The 15,771-nt window shown below is 56.2% G+C and carries 13 protein-coding genes; 2 read left to right on the top strand and 11 right to left on the bottom strand.

Annotated elements, in window-relative coordinates; translation table 11 throughout:
• Positions 1–37: 37 nt before the first annotated feature.
• A complete protein-coding gene (locus tag ACA067_RS28685) occupies positions 38–1,378 on the bottom strand; it encodes a hypothetical protein (protein ID WP_497459536.1) in 1,341 nt (446 codons plus the stop codon).
• Between the two features lie 156 nt (positions 1,379–1,534).
• Between ACA067_RS28685 and ACA067_RS28680 the strand changes: the two genes are divergently transcribed.
• Positions 1,535–2,614 carry a helix-turn-helix transcriptional regulator gene (locus ACA067_RS28680; protein ID WP_447889933.1) on the top strand — a complete coding sequence of 360 codons (1,080 nt, stop codon included), beginning with the start codon at positions 1,535–1,537 and terminating at the stop codon, positions 2,612–2,614.
• A 181-nt stretch (positions 2,615–2,795) separates the two neighbouring features.
• Here ACA067_RS28680 and ACA067_RS28675 read toward each other — a convergent pair whose 3' ends face one another.
• The 10 genes from ACA067_RS28675 to ACA067_RS28630 all read right to left on the bottom strand — a co-directional run bounded on the left by ACA067_RS28675 (position 2,796) and on the right by ACA067_RS28630 (position 13,196).
• Positions 2,796–3,524 carry a hypothetical protein gene (locus ACA067_RS28675; protein ID WP_447889934.1) on the bottom strand — a complete coding sequence of 243 codons (729 nt, stop codon included), beginning with the start codon at positions 3,522–3,524 and terminating at the stop codon, positions 2,796–2,798.
• 275 nt (positions 3,525–3,799) lie between these two features.
• Positions 3,800–4,093 carry a hypothetical protein gene (locus ACA067_RS28670; protein ID WP_122552632.1) on the bottom strand — a complete coding sequence of 98 codons (294 nt, stop codon included), beginning with the start codon at positions 4,091–4,093 and terminating at the stop codon, positions 3,800–3,802.
• On the bottom strand, positions 4,090–5,070 hold the full coding sequence (locus ACA067_RS28665) for an integrase domain-containing protein (RefSeq protein WP_497459535.1): 981 nt from the start codon (positions 5,068–5,070) through the stop codon (positions 4,090–4,092). The genes ACA067_RS28670 and ACA067_RS28665 overlap by 4 nt, the downstream gene beginning before the upstream one ends.
• Positions 5,057–5,407 (bottom strand): hypothetical protein, encoded by a 351-nt coding sequence (locus tag ACA067_RS28660; protein ID WP_497459534.1) that lies wholly within the window; start codon positions 5,405–5,407, stop codon positions 5,057–5,059. The genes ACA067_RS28665 and ACA067_RS28660 overlap by 14 nt, the downstream gene beginning before the upstream one ends.
• Positions 5,391–6,791, bottom strand: a complete 1,401-nt coding sequence (locus ACA067_RS28655) for a YfjI family protein (RefSeq protein ID WP_497459533.1) — start codon at positions 6,789–6,791, stop codon at positions 5,391–5,393. The genes ACA067_RS28660 and ACA067_RS28655 overlap by 17 nt, the downstream gene beginning before the upstream one ends.
• 1,256 nt (positions 6,792–8,047) lie before the next feature.
• Positions 8,048–8,662, bottom strand: a complete 615-nt coding sequence (locus tag ACA067_RS28650) for a LysE family translocator (RefSeq protein WP_461984405.1) — start codon at positions 8,660–8,662, stop codon at positions 8,048–8,050.
• A gap of 98 nt (positions 8,663–8,760) precedes the next feature.
• Entirely contained in the window at positions 8,761–10,323 is a 1,563-nt protein-coding gene (gene tnpC / locus ACA067_RS28645; RefSeq protein WP_497458018.1) for an IS66 family transposase, read from the bottom strand.
• A 61-nt stretch (positions 10,324–10,384) separates the two neighbouring features.
• Positions 10,385–10,720 carry an IS66 family insertion sequence element accessory protein TnpB gene (gene tnpB, locus ACA067_RS28640; protein WP_074758581.1) on the bottom strand — a complete coding sequence of 112 codons (336 nt, stop codon included), beginning with the start codon at positions 10,718–10,720 and terminating at the stop codon, positions 10,385–10,387.
• Positions 10,717–11,049 (bottom strand): IS66-like element accessory protein TnpA, encoded by a 333-nt coding sequence (gene tnpA / locus ACA067_RS28635; RefSeq protein WP_074758583.1) that lies wholly within the window; start codon positions 11,047–11,049, stop codon positions 10,717–10,719. The genes tnpB and tnpA overlap by 4 nt, the downstream gene beginning before the upstream one ends.
• Positions 11,050–11,429: 380 nt before the next feature.
• Positions 11,430–13,196: an ATP-binding protein gene (locus tag ACA067_RS28630; protein WP_497459532.1), complete on the bottom strand. Its 1,767-nt coding sequence runs from the start codon at positions 13,194–13,196 to the stop codon at positions 11,430–11,432.
• Between the two features lie 291 nt (positions 13,197–13,487).
• Between ACA067_RS28630 and ACA067_RS28625 the strand changes: the two genes are divergently transcribed.
• Positions 13,488–14,846, top strand: coding sequence for an SNIPE associated domain-containing protein (locus ACA067_RS28625; protein ID WP_497459531.1), 1,359 nt, complete (start codon positions 13,488–13,490; stop codon positions 14,844–14,846).
• Positions 14,847–15,771: the final 925 nt, after the last annotated feature.

The following is a 15,771-nucleotide window of genomic DNA, read 5'->3' as shown; positions in this document are numbered from 1 at the left end:
GAGCGTGCACGATGCACGCTCCGGTTCAAGTGATTGGCTACAGGTCTTCGAGCAGCTCGATTTCGCGGGTGATGAGTGCAGTGACGTCAATCATCCCTTCGCGGGGGAACACTTCAGTATTGATCGACCACGCGTCACGACGGCCCGGTATGAAGCGCAGTGCACCAATATCTTGAAGTATGGCTGCAAGCGCGCTGGCGTCAGGCGGGTTACCCTTCTTGTCGGTCGCCTCGTAGTAGGCTTTGCCGATACCAAACGCGCTTTCGCCGGCACGGACCTTCGTTGCGCTGTTGGCTAGTGGGAATGGCGTGCTGCCCGATACTTCCCAAAGAATATTCAACATCTTGTTGATGACCACGATCGGGTAGCGGCGGCCTTCATGGAGCCGTATTGCGCCGTCGTCAATCTGGTAGTGGAACTTATTCCCTCTTGCAGCGGTGTAGCACTCGGTCCAAGCGTCACCAGGCATCGGGGGTGTGGTCAATATAGCCTGAGCATTGCTCCCGTCACGGGGCAGGTCATAACCGATCATGAACAATGCAGCCTCCAGTTGGCGTAGCGCCGGTACGGCAGAGGAGGCAGCGAAGCTGCTGGCAGGTGCCCGGGCCAATGCCGCTGCCAGAATCCAGCTGGCCTTGAGATTCCACTCTGCATGGTGAGCACCGGCGATCAAACGCGGAAAGCTGAAACCATCCCGACCAGGGTTGCGGTTCTTGGGCGACTTGGCATGAGGGCCCTCTTTCGAAGGCGCCCAGGGAAAGGCGAGTTCGGCGGGGACACTCGAGAGCTGCTTCTCCTGGCAATACTTCACGACAATCCAGCCCAGGCCGGCCGCAACACGGCTGTCGTAAATGATGAAATCGTTGACCAGCAGCGAGTAGACCTTAGTCATGCCAGCGTTAAAGCGTAGATCATTACTCACGAGGATCTGCTCAGCCAAGTCGCCGCGGGTCAATGCGGCGGCTGTCGACGTCAGAGTCTGGGCCAGGTTGTTAATGTTGATACTCAGCCAGCGAATGTTTCCTGCCTGGACGCCGCCCCATGTCATCACATCTGCAGCAGCGGAAAATGCAGCCTTGTCGTTTGCCGGGTTGATGCTGCTATGCAACGCGCTACTCAGTGCGTTCAGCGCTGCACCGTTGCTGGTGAGGTCTGTTCCTGGTGGAACGCCAAGAGCGCCTTTGTGCCGCCATTGATAGCGTGCGCAAGCGTCTTGAAGCCCTTGGCATTTCCAAAGGATGCCGCTGCGGCGGTCCGTGTATTCATGAGTGAAAAGCGCTGTGCTACTCAGGTTTTTGGCCAGCCAATCGACAAAGTCACCCACCACATGATTTGTCGTGGTGGAAGAAGTGGTGCCGAGGTACTGATCGCGATGCATGTCCCGATTCCTTGTGGTGGGCGACTTGAGTTGCGCTAGTATCCCTTTAGGTGCGACATAACCTGTCGCACAGGGGCGACTAGTTTATCCCGCATTAACGCCTATAGAGACGCCTTGATCTTCGTATCCTAATGCGGGCCAACAGAGAAGCTGAATGTGACCAAGCAGGATTTGCCAAATGCCATAAAGACCTTGAAGCGGCGATTCGAACTGCTACGCAATGTGATGTCGTCCAAGGGGAAGGGCATTACAGCGGCTGAGTTACAGGGTAGCGATGACAGTGGTGCGGACATTCGAACGATCCAGCGTGATCTGGAAGTCATGGCAAAGGCAGGGGTACTCAAGGTGAAATCGCGTGGTAAACATGAAACCCCGACGTGGTTTTTAAATGATGAAAGTCCTATTGATCTGAACTTTGCGGGTGGCTATGGGCGGGCAGAGGCACTGGAATTATCACCCTCCCAACTGAAGTCCAGCCGTGTGGCTCTGGGAATCGTGACACTTTACGAGCACGCTCAGCACCTCTTGCACCACGCAGCGCTAGCTGACTTGAAACCGATCTATGAACGGTCCAGAGACATTCTTAGAAAAAATCATTCACTGGAACATGGCTGGGTTGGAAAGGTCGTGCACGGAACCCAGCAAGTTCAACTCCGCCCAGCCAAGGTCTCCAGTGTGGTGCTTCACGCTTTCCAGACCGCTATTCTGGAGGGCACCCAAGTCAGGGGGCGCTACCGATCTCGTCGAAGCAAAGATACCAAAAGCATGCTCCTGAACCCTCTCGGTCTTGCTTACCAGGACTCAAGCATTTACCTGATTTGCCAGTTGGACGGTGATCAGATCATTCGCAAGCTGCCACTTCAACGCTTCGAAACCGTTCATGTACTTCAGTCTCGCCGAGTATCGACACCGGAGAATTTCGAACCGGCTGAGCATGTTCAGAAAATTCACAAAGCGCACGGCCCCGTCCGATTAAAAATGAGGATCAATGAGGCACTTCGTGAGAGGCTGGATGAGTCGGAGACCCCATTGACAGAAAATCAGGTGCTGACCCCTCTGGGTACCGGCGACTGGATGCTGGAATGTGATTACGAGTACACCCAAGGCCTTGAATGGTGGATTCTCGGCCACGGTGCCGCCATCGAGGTACTTGAACCGGCCCAGTTGCGGGAAAGCATCAGCAGTTGCGTCAGGCAAATGGCCCAAGCATATGGGCACCTTGGGCACTCAGCCTGAATCGTTCCTGATTTCGAAGTCGCTCTCGAGTACCTGCTTTTGGCCGACAGCGGCCCAGCACTCGCGCTGCCACTGCCGATCGGTAAAGTCCATGCATGAGAAAAGCCGCCTGGCTGCACCTGCAAACCACGCCCGTGGGTCATTGCGGTAGGTGGGTCGGCAGCGTTATTTAGCACACCGCTTAGTCGGATTCGAGGTGTTGTTTCTTAAGCTCTATTGCCAGCTCAGTGAGCGCGATCATACGGTCATATTGCACAATCATCATTTGCACGTAGCCGCACATGAAGAAGAAAAAGACGTTCGCCACTGCTACTGCGAATACCCAGTCCATACGTGCGCTGATACCAGCGCCGTCGAGGGTTTTAATGAGAGTCGAAATGCCTATAAACAAGGCGAGCGAGCCAGGGAAAATTCCTACCTTTTCCAAGGCGCCGGTAACCATATAGGTGCGCTTTTCGAATCCGTTGCGCTCGCTTTTGAGTTCGAGCGCGCCGAGCTTGAGAGTCTCCTGGGAGAGTGCTGCAAGTTCGGGCAAGTACTGTGCGTCGACTTGCATTACCGTTTTAACGTTCCATTCCAACAGAGAGGCAAAGGGAGCAGCGAGCACTTTCTTCAGCGAATGGCGGTATAGCACCATACCCATGAAGGGGTAGAAGAATAGGGCCAGATAAGACACAGCAATCAGTACCCAACTGATATTGAAAAGCCAATAGGCGTGGATGGACTTACCGAGTACGGCCAGCAACACTGCAAGAACGGACGGGCTTATCATTGCGAACCAAAAGTATTGAGTTCCCAGACGGTAGTTTCTACTGGACTTTTGCTGCTTGCGGTTCGTTCGCACGGTTCGCTTGTAGGCTTGTTCGATCTCTGCCTTGATTCGCAGGTATTTGTCGTTTTCGATTGTCATGAGATTCCTTGGGAATACGAAGATCCAAAGACAAGCATCGCAGGAATATGCACTCGATTAGAAGGCCATGCTCCAGCAAGGATGAGCTGGTGAATGTCCGCCTTAGCCCAAAGCTGTGTTTACCGAGTTCCCGCTTTTGGCCGATAGCTAACCGTCACGACTGACCGCTTTTGGCCGCTTTTTGCCGTTGCCGCGTGTGCTTCGAGCAGGTTCATCAGCAAGAGGATATCCGCGCTGAGATAGATGACGGCGGACAAGTGTGCCTGGAAGGCTGCCTACTCACGATTCGAGCGATCCATCAGCAATTGCCGGCCGTTCCCTAATCGCTTCCAGATCAGCAGAGCGGTGAGTCGATAGTAATACCGGGTGGCGCCGGAATGGTCTTTCAGGTGCTGAGTGAGAAACCAGCGCACATGCTTGAGCTGCCAGGTCCAGGGATTGTCTCGCTGCCATCGCTGTTGAATGGCCGCTTGCATGATTCGGGCTTGCCGTAGGTGTCGTTGCTGCGTGACCTGCGAGCCGGTCAGTACGCCGCTCAGGAACAGCGCTATATCGAATGGTTTGGTCACTCTCGACCTCCAATGTAGGCCGAAACCACATCGATCCGGTTATGCCCGAGCTCTAGGCTGATTTGTTGGCGCGCCTGTTGATCAAGGTCGCGGTCAATGCGATAGCAGTGGCCACCATTGACCGGTGCGGCGTGGCCAGTGAGCTGTTCGTAACGCTCGCAGGCGTAGGCCGCTCGCAGTTCATGGAAACCCTTCAGTCCATGTTCATGCAGTCTTTCGCGGGCGGGGAGCACGGTCTGTTGCAGGAACGCGGCGTAGCTTTCGTCTCGAGCCAGCAAGTTGCGGCTGCGGGGCGGCGATGCATGACGAGCCAATTGTAGTGCCGCCTTTACCTCTTCATTGGCCACGACCCAGCGCGGCGCTGAAGCGCCTGAGCGGCCGCCTTTGGTGCCGTCCTGGATATTGATGCGGCCTAAGTGTTCGGCTTCGCGGTGCAAGCGTGGCAGGTCAGCCAGGATCGCTTCGCGCAGGCGCATGCCGGTTGCTCGGGCCAACAGGACAATCGCGGCAACCCGCTCGTGGTGCTGTTCGCCAAGCGCCTCGAGTACTCGGCGCACCTGTTGGTGGTCTTGGCCATCTGGCGCGCGGGTGCGTATGGTCGAGCGCTTCTGTCCCAACGCCTGGCTCGGGCTGGCGATCCTCACGTCTTGATCACCGCGCAGCGCAGCGAGGGTGCGGTTAACGCTGCTCAGGCGGTTCTGCGCGGTGGCGATGCAGAGTTCACCTTGCTGGATCTGCTGGCGCAGGTAAGCGGCGTAGTCTTGCAGCGTCTGTCGATCGATCTGGCGCGCATCGTTGTAACCGGGGCCGTCCTCGGACCGACACCAACGCACGAACGCTCGCCAGCGATCGCTATGCGCTTTGACCGTGGCGAAGTGGCCGCCGGCAAACAAACCCTTTAGCGCTTGTGAGCCGGCATAGCTCAGCTGGCGGCCATAGCCAAAATTGCGACCATCACGCCGACTAATCAAGGTCATCGTCATCACCGTTTTCGTTTGTTTGCAGAAAGAGCAGTAGGGCTTTCCAGTGAGGGCTGAGTCTGTCCACCTGCCGCCAGTGTGTCGGGCGGATCAGGAGGGCGTTCTCGTGGTGTTGCAGCAGTGCCCCTTCCTCACGCAGTTGCTCGATCAGTTGGGCGAGATTGGTAAGCTCCAGAGGTGGTGTGGCGACAGCGGCGACAGTGGCGACAACCCGCGTCGTTGCTGGCCTGGCGCGTGGCGACAGGGTGGCTACAGAGGCGGCGACACGCCGCGATTCTGGTTGCACTTGATGTTGCGCCTGGTAGCGGCGCACCGCGTCATTGAGGCGAAACATGACGGACCTCGAACGTTTTTCCGTCGCGGCTGCTCAGCCAGCGATGCGTGATCAGTACGACCAATAAAGAGGCGGTATGGTCAGCGCTCTTGCGGGCAAAGCGAGGGCCGTTGCGATTGACGTCGCGAATGGTGAAGCGGGTCCAGCTTTTCTGCACCAACCAGCGCAGCAATCGATCCGCCTCTTCGCATCGGCTATTGACTGGGGCCTGTTCGGTGAGGCGCTGGATCTCGGCCAGGTAGTAATCCATCAGCGTGGAGGCGCGCTGAATGTGTGCTTCGTCCAACGCGCTGGCCTCTTCAACCATGGCCAGCACACCCGCGATGCGCAGTACATTCGCCGCGGCCTTGCTCGCGACAGGCTGGACGCCGGCCAGCTCGCCGAACTCGCCGGACTGGCACTCGATGGTGTCGTGAATATCAATCCAGGCACGACGGGCCCGGGCAGTCAGCTCCAGTGTTGCGGGATTGAGTGAGCCATCCTGGTGAAGCGACCAGGGCTTTTGCAGCAAGGCCGTGATCCGTTGTTGGTAGCGCTGGACTCGGGCATCCCGGGTCAGGTCGATCGCCTTGTAGAGTCGCTGGCCGGCCAGGCGCTCGGGCCAACTGATCAGGCAACGGCCGAGGATGCCTTGGCCATTGATCACCGGGTCTTTGAACAGTTGGTTGGCCAGGTAGGGCTGCAGCATCAGGTGCAGACTGAGGCGGCGATCATAGGCACGAAGACTTTCCCCGGCCATGGAGCGCGCCCGGTCGATCGGGCTGCCATCCCACAGTGTCGACAAGGTAGTGATCGCCTTGAGCCGATTCTCTTTGCTCATGGTGCTGCTGCCCAAGAACTGTCCACCTTCATCATTGAACAAGCCCATGCTGGGCAAGCCCTGGCACAGACCTTTGACCAGGGCCTCAATGGTGGGCTCGGCAATGATCAGTCTCGGCGGTACCGGCTCGGACAGCTCACTGCCTTCCGTCTCCGCGTGTTTTTTTGCGGTTTTGGGTTTGGTCATGAGGCTGCTGGCTGCACGATAGGTTTTGAGCTTTTCCGCATACAGGGTCCACTGCTGGCGTTCCCAGTCGCGCGCCGCCTTCAGTGCCAGCTGATCCACCGCGCTTTTGCGATCACCCGAGGACGCCACCGTCAGTAGGTAGAGGGACAGCGGATAGGTTCGGCCATCAAGTTGGGCATTGGCATGACCTTGGCTCACCAGGGCAGCGCTGGCCAGCACCGATTGCGCCGCCATGGCGCAGGGCACGCCGATCACCTCGGCCAGTCGTTCGACCGCAGGGCCTAACAAATCCCCGAGTGCTTCGACTGGGTAGGGCAGTGGCGCCTGCTGGTATTCCAGCAAGGGTTGTGGGGGCTCGAACGCTTCGCACAGTTGCATCGCCATTCTCCAGAGATTATCGACTTCGTCCTCACTCATCCCGCCACGGTTGTTGAGTGTTATCAGGGATCAAGGCCCCTGCGACCTGTGAGGTTTATCCATTAACGCGGGACTGACGGCTCCTTACGACCGGGAGCTTGGGCATCTCATGATCTGGCCTCCTGAACACCGATAGCGGTGGGCGGGTGGAGGCTGCACTGGCTGACGAGTCCGGTGCGGCGAGATCCTGAGTCGGGTGAAGGCAGTGAGGCGATGACTGGGGCATGCCTGACTGTCAGTCAAGTGCAGTCCATTCCGTGGGCTGCGGCACCATCATCGGCATCGCTGTGGCGAGTGAGCATTCGGTGTTTGTCACGCCGATTGTCACGAGGGGGAAAGCCGCAAAGGCCTGTGCGAGCAGGGCTGCAGCAGTGTGATATGCGCCCGTCTCTTTAGGGGCAAAGAGACGGGCAACAGGTTGGCGCAAGAAATGGCCAAGCGGATAAGTTGCTGCAGAGCAGCCAGGAGGGGGCATCAGTTGCCGCAGTGGGCATTCTGGAAGAGTGGGCATCCATCACATCGCTGTGACCGTGCGAGCCGCCGGACGCTAATCACACTTGGGGGAGAACCACCACGGTGTGGCGTAGCCTCAAAGGTTCTGGCTACCTGGTTGCTGTCGAGGACAGCGCTGGTACGGTTCTGGTTTAGCGCTCGTTCTGCTCGCGGTCAACCGTATTTTGGGGGCGACTCTTGCGCCAATCGGTAGCGCTGGAAGACCTTGGAACCCGGTGGTTTTCCATGGCCGGGTGGTCGTTCGTCGGTTTTTAATGTGAGCCTGCGTAATTGCATGGACTTGACCATTTGCATTGTCACTGACCAGTCAATTGCATTCGTGCTGATCAACCGTTTGCATTCGACTTGACCAGCACACACCGTAGTGACGACCGGCGGAGAACGGCCGATTCTGTTGAAAAAGTCGGCTTCGATTTCCACGGCAGAAAAGTACGCCTCTGAGATTGAAATCCGCGTGTTGAACAGAAGGTTCAGGGCTCAGATTTGACGTAGCAGCGTGCAAAAATGGCGTTTTCACCACTCAATGCATGGCTGGCCAGGCCGGGTCGATTTTTTCAACAGAATCGGCCAAAAGCGGACGACCAGATCGTAAGGCCATCGACCTGTGTCATGCGCTCCCCCGCCATTGAGTTGCACACCGAAAAGTAGCAAGGTATGCGTCCAGCGAAGTCACCTACCCAGCCCAGTTTTCAGTCACAGGATTGCTAAACCAGCTGGCGGATTCCCAACGACAAAATCAACCCACCGCACAGGCGGTCAATTGCTTTTTTCCTCCCTTGATAAGCGGAAGCAATCTTAGGCTGCGAAAGAGCGATTGCGACCATTCCATACCAAGCCATTGAAACCACCACTACAACTGCCAGCATCGACAAAAACGTGCCTAGCGAAACGTGGGCGGGAGCTGCGGCTGAAAAAACAGCGGCATAGAAGGCCATGGACTTGGGGTTACCAATGTTGGTGATCACCCCTTGAGTAAAGGACTGTCGGCAACTGCCGGCGACGGCATCATTTAGCGGGCCGAGAGCGTTCCTCCCTGCGTTGATTAGCAATCGGAGCCCGAACCACATCAGATAGGCTGCCCCCAGCACCTTTACAACAAGCGCAGCCCAGGGGAGCGCAGCAAATACAATCCCAAGCCCTGCAATCGCACAGGTTGACCAGAACAGGTTGACCACCACGATTCCCGCTACCAAGGCCAGGGCTTCAGACCGTGTCGCAGCCACCGCCTTATGGACGACTGCAACGAAATTCGGCCCAGGAATAACGACACCAGCCAAGTAGACCAAAAACACTGTCAAAACAGCGGAACCGTCGATCATATGATTTCTCGCGAGGTCTGTAGGCGGTGATCGTCACCAAAGTAAGAGTTTTACACAGCACCTTCAGATTAGGGGCTTTTTACGTATGCGTCCGGGCATCAAGCCTTGCGTAACAAGATAGGTTGCCACCTATGCGGCAACAACTGATCGATTTCACTCGCCCGCTGCGTCGGCAGCCGCGTGAGCACGTCCTTCAAATATGCATACGGATCATGACCATTCAGCCGCGCAGACTGGATCAAACTCATGATCGCCGCAGCCCGCTTGCCGCTGCGTAGCGACCCTGCGAAGAGCCAGTTCTTACGTCCAAGAGCCCAGGGCCGGATCTGGTTCTCGCACCAGTTATTATCAATGGGTACAGTCCCGTCATCGAGGTAGCGCGACAGCGCTGCCCAGCGTTTCAGGCTGTAATCCAGTGCTCTGCTGATTGCTGAGCCTTCAGGCACGAGATCGCGCTGGGCGATCATCCAGGCGTGCAGCATATCCATCACCAGCACGGCTTTTTCTTGGCGTATTCGGCGCCGTAAATCCGGCTCCAGGTCGCGGACTTCGCTCTCGATTTCGTACAGCAACTGGATGTAGCGCAAGGCTTGCTCTGCGAGCGTGCTTTTGTTGGTGGCGTGCAGTTCGAAGAACTTGCGCCGTGCATGGGCCATGCAGCCGATCTCGGTCACGCCGAGTTCAAAACTGGCCTTGTAGCCACCAAAATCATCACACACCAGCTTGCCCTTCCAGTCTTGCAGGAAGTTGCGAGCATGCTCCCCAGCGCGGCTCGGGCTGAAGTCGTAGACAACAGCCGCTGTTTCGCAGAACTGGCTGGTGGCGTAGGCCCACACATAAGAGCGATGGGTTTTCTTTGAGCCCGGAGCAAGCATCTGCACCGGCGTTTCATCGGCATGGATAACCTGCTGCCCGAGCACTAGGTCGCGCAGCGCATCGACCAAAGGCTGCAACTGCACGCCCGTCATGCCAACCCATTGAGCCAACGTTGAACGTGGAATCGCCAAGCCGGCACGACCGAAAATCGATTCCTGACGGTAAAGCGGCAAATGGTCAGCAAACTTCGCGATCATGACGTGGGCAAGTAGCCCGGCGGTCGGGATGCCCTTGTCGATGACTTGCGCCGGAACCGGCGCCTGGATCAGTGTTTCGCAGTCATCACAGACCCATTTGCCACGGACATGGCGCTCAACGGTAAACACGCCGGGCGTGTAGTCCAGCTTCTCGCTGACGTCTTCACCGATGCGTTTCAGTGCGCAGCCACATGGACAGTGAGTGTTGTCCGGTTCGTGATGGATCAACGTGCGTGGAAACTCTGCTGGCAATGCAGTGCGCTTGGGCTTTTGCTTTTTCTCGGTCGGCGTCGGAGCTGTTTGCAACGCCTGAAGCTCTGCTTCAATTGCCGCGATATCGGTATCGATCAGGTCATCGAGCAAGCTGGCCTGCTGCGGATTCATCTGCTCGCTACGCTTGGCAAACTTCAATCGCTTGAGTTGGGCGATCTCGTGGGTCAGCTTCTCGATCACCGTTTGATCGCGGTTGATCTTCTTGCCCATGGTCTCGATTTGCTGGTCGAGCGTCTCGACACGCTGTATCAACTGCGCCGCCAAAGCGCGCAGTTGTTCAGGGGTAAGGTGGTCGGGATTGGGGAGCGAAGTCATGGTGCCGATTTTGCCAGACCAGACAATTCACGGCGATAGATCGATAGGCTAATGGCAGCTGTTAAAGCAGTGTGATTGCGCCGCCGGAGCCCGCGCGCTGCCATGGCAGGCCCAACACCAACGCCTGGAGTTGCTCGGTACCCAACTGCATTTCAGAACCCTGGCGAATGCCTGGCCAGTGGAACTTGCCTTGATTCAAACGGCGAGCCGCCAGCCAGATCCCGAAGCCGTCATGCACCAGAACTTTCATCCGAGTGGCCCGGCGGTTGGCGAACAGATAAGCACAGTGCGGCTTCGCCGCACCGAACACCGCGATCACCCTGGCTAACGCGGTTTCGGTGCCCGCTCGCATGTCCATCGGCTCAGTAGCGAGCCAGATGAAGTCGATGCGGATCATCGCAGCAGGTCTCGAAGAAAGGTCGCGCAGGCAGCAGCATTTTCGCTTGGCCAGTTCACTTTGACGGTGCCGCTCGGGTGCTGGATCTCAACGCAGATGTTCGAGGATGCCGCTTGCGAATTTGCTCCGGCCAACTGGATGGGTAACGGAATGAATGCAGGTTGCAGCGCCGTGCTTTTCTGCGCATGAACCCGAATCCATTTGTGGACGAGGTTTGCGTTGAGGCTATGGCTGAGGGCGACGCTGGCAATCGAGGCACGAGGCTGGGCGCACTCTTGGATGACCTGGACTTTGAAGGAGTTGGAGTAGGAACGGCGTTGTGGCTGCATGAAATACCCGCTTAAAAGGCTAGAACTGGTGTCCACTTAAATTAAGTGCACACCATGTCTTGGCTTTGCAGCGCTGGGTAGATGACTTGGCCGGACGGATACGTAGCAAGCGCGCTCGGACCACTTGAATCAGTAGCGTGGACATTGCAGGCCCTCGACAATGCAGTCTGTCCAGGGCCTGTTTCAGGCAGCTCAGCGCGCTTCTAGATAAAATTGCAGAAGCCGTCTTCAGTTTTTGTATCGGGCCTGTTGCCGCATCAGGTATCCCGACCTCAGAGCCCTTTTTTCAGCTGCCACAAGCCATAATGGCGAGCAGTCCCGGGGTCGCTGAATTCCGAAGGCTAGAGTCAGGAATCTGTCCAAAACCCACTAGAGACGGCCTACACCAGCCGCGCGCCAGGAAAACCCGGTGCACGTTGAAGCTGCCATTCAATTTGTCGGCGTGCTGTGGAAATAATATCTGTAAACAATAGGCAGCTGACTCCAGGCTCAAGCTCTCGGGTCGGGAAGCCATCAATCCGCCCTCCTATTACTAGAACTTTTATTGGCTTAGCGCTATACCCGGTAAGCTCATGCCGATACCTAGTTGCTTGCTGGTAATCTGCAAAGCTCAAAGGATGCGAGGGACGCTTAAACTCGATCAGCAAGAACTCCCCCAGCAAGCTTTCATTTAACAGCAAGTCTGGGCGGGTCGTGCCTTGCGCTCCGGAGTACTTCTGTTTCAGCAGCTCCTCAATCTGCCGTTTCAAAGTGATATTGGAGCTGAAGATGGTGAATGCAGCACCCAAAATCCAAAGATTCACTTCTATAGCTTTGTGTACCGTTGACTCAAGGCAGCCTTCATTTCGGACTAGGCGCTCCAAGTCGTCCAAGAACTGCAATCTGGCTCTAGCTTGATCGACCAGAACGGCCATGTCGGCAAGGCCAAAGCTCTCCAGCGCATCAGCAAGGTTAACGATATCGCCGCGATTTGCTTCAGCGAGATGCTCGACGATAGAGCGGTATTCGGTGCGTTCTACGGCCTCAAGAACGACAAACGCGAGGGCCTGTACCTTGTGAGCAGGTTCGTCGTAATACTTTTTCAAAACCTTTTTGATTGCTCGATCTGCGAACTCGCGCTTGTGCTGGGGCAGTTTTTCCAATCGGCCGGCGACCGCTTTTTTCAAGCGAGCATGCGCCATCCGCATTTCCATACCGTGCGTAGAGCGGAAAGCCTCAACCAAATTTCCCTGCACGAAGGTGACGATCTGTAGGTAGGCCTCGCTGTTTTCGATTACCGAGTCCCAACCGGCTGTCACATAATCCATCAGCCCGTCAGCTTCGACCTCGCCATACAACTTTCTCAGCAGACGAGCAGAAATCTCATCGCTGTTCTCCAGCCCAAAAAAACCAGGCTTGCCGACTGCCTTTCCTTCCACCATCAAAGTAATGCCGGGGCGTCTCAGACCACTCTTCTTTTTGCTAATCGCAAAACGAAGAGTTGCATCTCCCGCATCAGGAAACGTACCCCGCACTTCAGTGAATTCGCCTTCAAGATCATCAATGCCCAGCGGTTTACCATTGATGATAATTTTGAAGTCCTTCTGCCGACCGTACTCCATGATCAGTTCTTGGCGTAGTCGATCAGCGCTTGGGTAACGAAGCCCTTGGCGAAGATGCGTCAGTGTCACGCAGGTTCCATGATCTTCGGAGCTGCATTCGCTCACCTCAAGCGGTAGCGTCAAGTGTTCGATGTCAGACGCCGACTCAAGGTCCTGAATACCGAGCGTGAACGAAATCTGTTGGCCACGGGCCATTGTGGTGAGACCCATCACCGAAGCGGACATCAGTCCAGCAAATTTTCCGATCCCTTTCTTGCCTTTGATCGGGCGCCGCTTTTTTGATGTACGTCCATCAGTCCGCATCCGTCGATCAGATGCGATTTTCAGATAATGAGACTCAAGCTCCTGGCGAGTCATCCCGTTGCCATCGTCACGTACAACAATAGGGCCATCGGTCAATGGCTCAGGTAGTCCGATAACCACCTCTTCTGCATCCGCATCCCATGCGTTATCAACCAACTCTTTAAGAGCTTTTTCTGTCGTTGAGTAATCTTGGCTGAGCAACGTTGCCAGTCGGGAGTCAACCTGAAAATTTGCTTGCTGCATCTCGCATTCCATCATGGAAGGTTGTCGGCCCCGAGCACATCAACGATTTGCACGAATGGCTGTTTCAGCTCATTCTACACAGGGATGGCCTAATAATGGCTCATCGCGCAAGGAAAGAAGTCCCTGCAATGTCGCCCCCCCTTCCTGATGAGCCCCACCCCGACCCGATGCATATCAACGCTGAAAGCGATTGAATAACTACGCAGCCGGCCTTCATGCTTTGCGCTGTAAAGGCGTCTGCGTTGGTTTAGAACTGAACGACCAGTTGATTCAGAAACGAGGAAGGAACCTATGTCCCTTAGCGACTATTGGAAAGGCCCCGCCCACCGGCAACGCGCGGATGATTTGGAAGCCCAGCTTACGGATCTCCAAGCGCAATTTGCGCAGCTCCAAGCGCTCACTACGAAGATCGGCGCCATGGACGTCTTGGAGGTTCAGAGGCTGATCGAGCAAGAGAAAGAGAGGCTTGCTGCCATCCGCCAAGAAACTCAGCGCGCTGAGCGGGAGGTGGCTGCGCTAGCGCAACGCTCCTCTGATTTGCAAGGGCAGATACTCGTGTGGGAGGAGACGTTACTGCTAGAAAGCTTTGCGCTCTATGAACCCAAGTTCAAGCTAATTACCAGCCAAGAATACAAGTCCCGACTGGACAGTGTCCGCGAGCGTCAGAAAGCGATGATTAAGGGCGGGGATGCAGCGATCGGGAACATGGACTGGACGGTTAACGACAGCAAGGCCCAAGGTCGGAAGCTCGTGAACGACATGATCAAGCTGGTGATTCGCTCGTTCAACAACGAAGCCGATGTCTGTGTGGACAACGTGAAATTCGACAACGTCGAACTGGGCGAGAAACGAATTCTCAAATCGTTCGAAACCTGCAACCGCCTTGGCAAGATTATGAGCGTAGAGATATCGCGCACTTACCTGAGCCTCAAGCTCGATGAACTGCACCTTGCCCAGGAGTTTCAGATCAAGAAGCAAGAGGAAAAGGAAGAAGCGAAGCGCGCCCGAGAAGAGTTGCGGGAACAACAGAAGCTGGAGCAGGAGATTCGCGCAGCCCGGGAGAAGATCGCCAAGGAGCGCAAACACTTTACGACCGCCATGCGTGACCTCCAGGCTCGCCTGGACAAAGTAGAATCTGAAGAAGAGCGTGCCGCCCTGCTGGCGAAGCTAGCCGAGGTCGAAGCGGGCCGAGCCGAGCTAGAGAGCGAAGAAAAGCTCATTGACTATCGCGAACAGAATGCCAAAGCCGGCTATGTGTACGTGATCTCCAACCTAGGGGCATTCGGGGAAGGGATTTACAAGATCGGTATGACCCGCCGCCTGGAGCCCATGGATCGGGTTGATGAGCTGGGTGATGCGTCGGTGCCGTTTTGGTTTGACGTGCATGCGATGGTCTTCTCGAATAACGCTCCCGCATTGGAAGCAAAACTGCACGAACGCTTTGCCGTAGGTCGCCTCAACAAGGTTAACGGGCGCAAGGAGTTCTTCCGCGCGGACATTGCTGAGATTGAGTCGGTCATTCGAGAAAACTACGATGCTGTTGTCGAGGTCACCCACGAAGCACCGGCGGAACAGTATCGCGAAAGCCTGCGCATGGCATTGCCAAAACCCGCAATCCAGCAATCAGAACGACTTGCGGCACAAAGCTGAAATTACCGATTGGAAGCGCGTTAATTGGCCTCGGTTTGCCAGGGGCCCATCCAACAAGCACAAAGGCGGAAACGTCCACTTTCGGCCCAGGCTGTGTGAAAACGCACTGAATACGTCGAAAGCTGAGAGTTGTATGCGTTACCTACGAAACCAGCAGGCGAAAGCGCGAATTGCCCTAGTCAACACTGGATCTCGAAAAGTGGATAATAGGCAACGACACGGCTCGCCAAATTTCGAGCCTCCTAACGGGGGAACTGGTCGTACGCTGACCCTAGCGATCAGCTTCGCACGACGGTTCTATCTGCCAATCAGAAACACCAACAGCGAACTGATAGCGGTTAAGGCGCAGAGCGGCATCAGTGCAAATGGAAAGCTTCCGGTCTGATCACGTAGTACATCGATTACCTAGCTCATGGCGCCCGTACCCAAGTGGGGCGGGCATCCGGCGACGCCCACAACGTGCGGTTGGAGGTGTAGCTGTGATGGTCCTCTACCGCATAAGACCTCGCCGGCAGCTCCCAAAAGCATCAACTCCTCTCGCTCACCCATGGCAACACCACTTGTTCACATGGATGACAGGAGCTTCCAGACTCTAACGCAGGGTTGGGAAGCCTGCGGCGGGCACGATCATCCCAGAGGTGCCCATGGAAATCATAAGATCACAATCCTTCGCCAGGTGCACCGCGGCCTTCCATGCCAGGGGCGGCTGATCCCTATCGAACTACACCCCTGCAGGACGCATTTTGCCGTCACAAATTTGAGACCTACGCATCCAGTATCGTTATCGGCAGAGAGCGTCCACCGGGGCATATGTGGAACGGTTACCACCTTTGTTGACTGTTGACGACCGTCCATCTGAGGTAATCCGCCGCGGGATAAGCTTATCGAAGAAGATCCGCCGGTCGTAACCGTAGTTGCATTCCTA

This window comes from Pseudomonas sp. LBUM1674 (genome assembly GCF_059695635.1).
The sequence above is the reverse complement of the archived record's forward strand: the minus strand, read 5'-3'. Positions and strand labels throughout refer to the sequence as shown.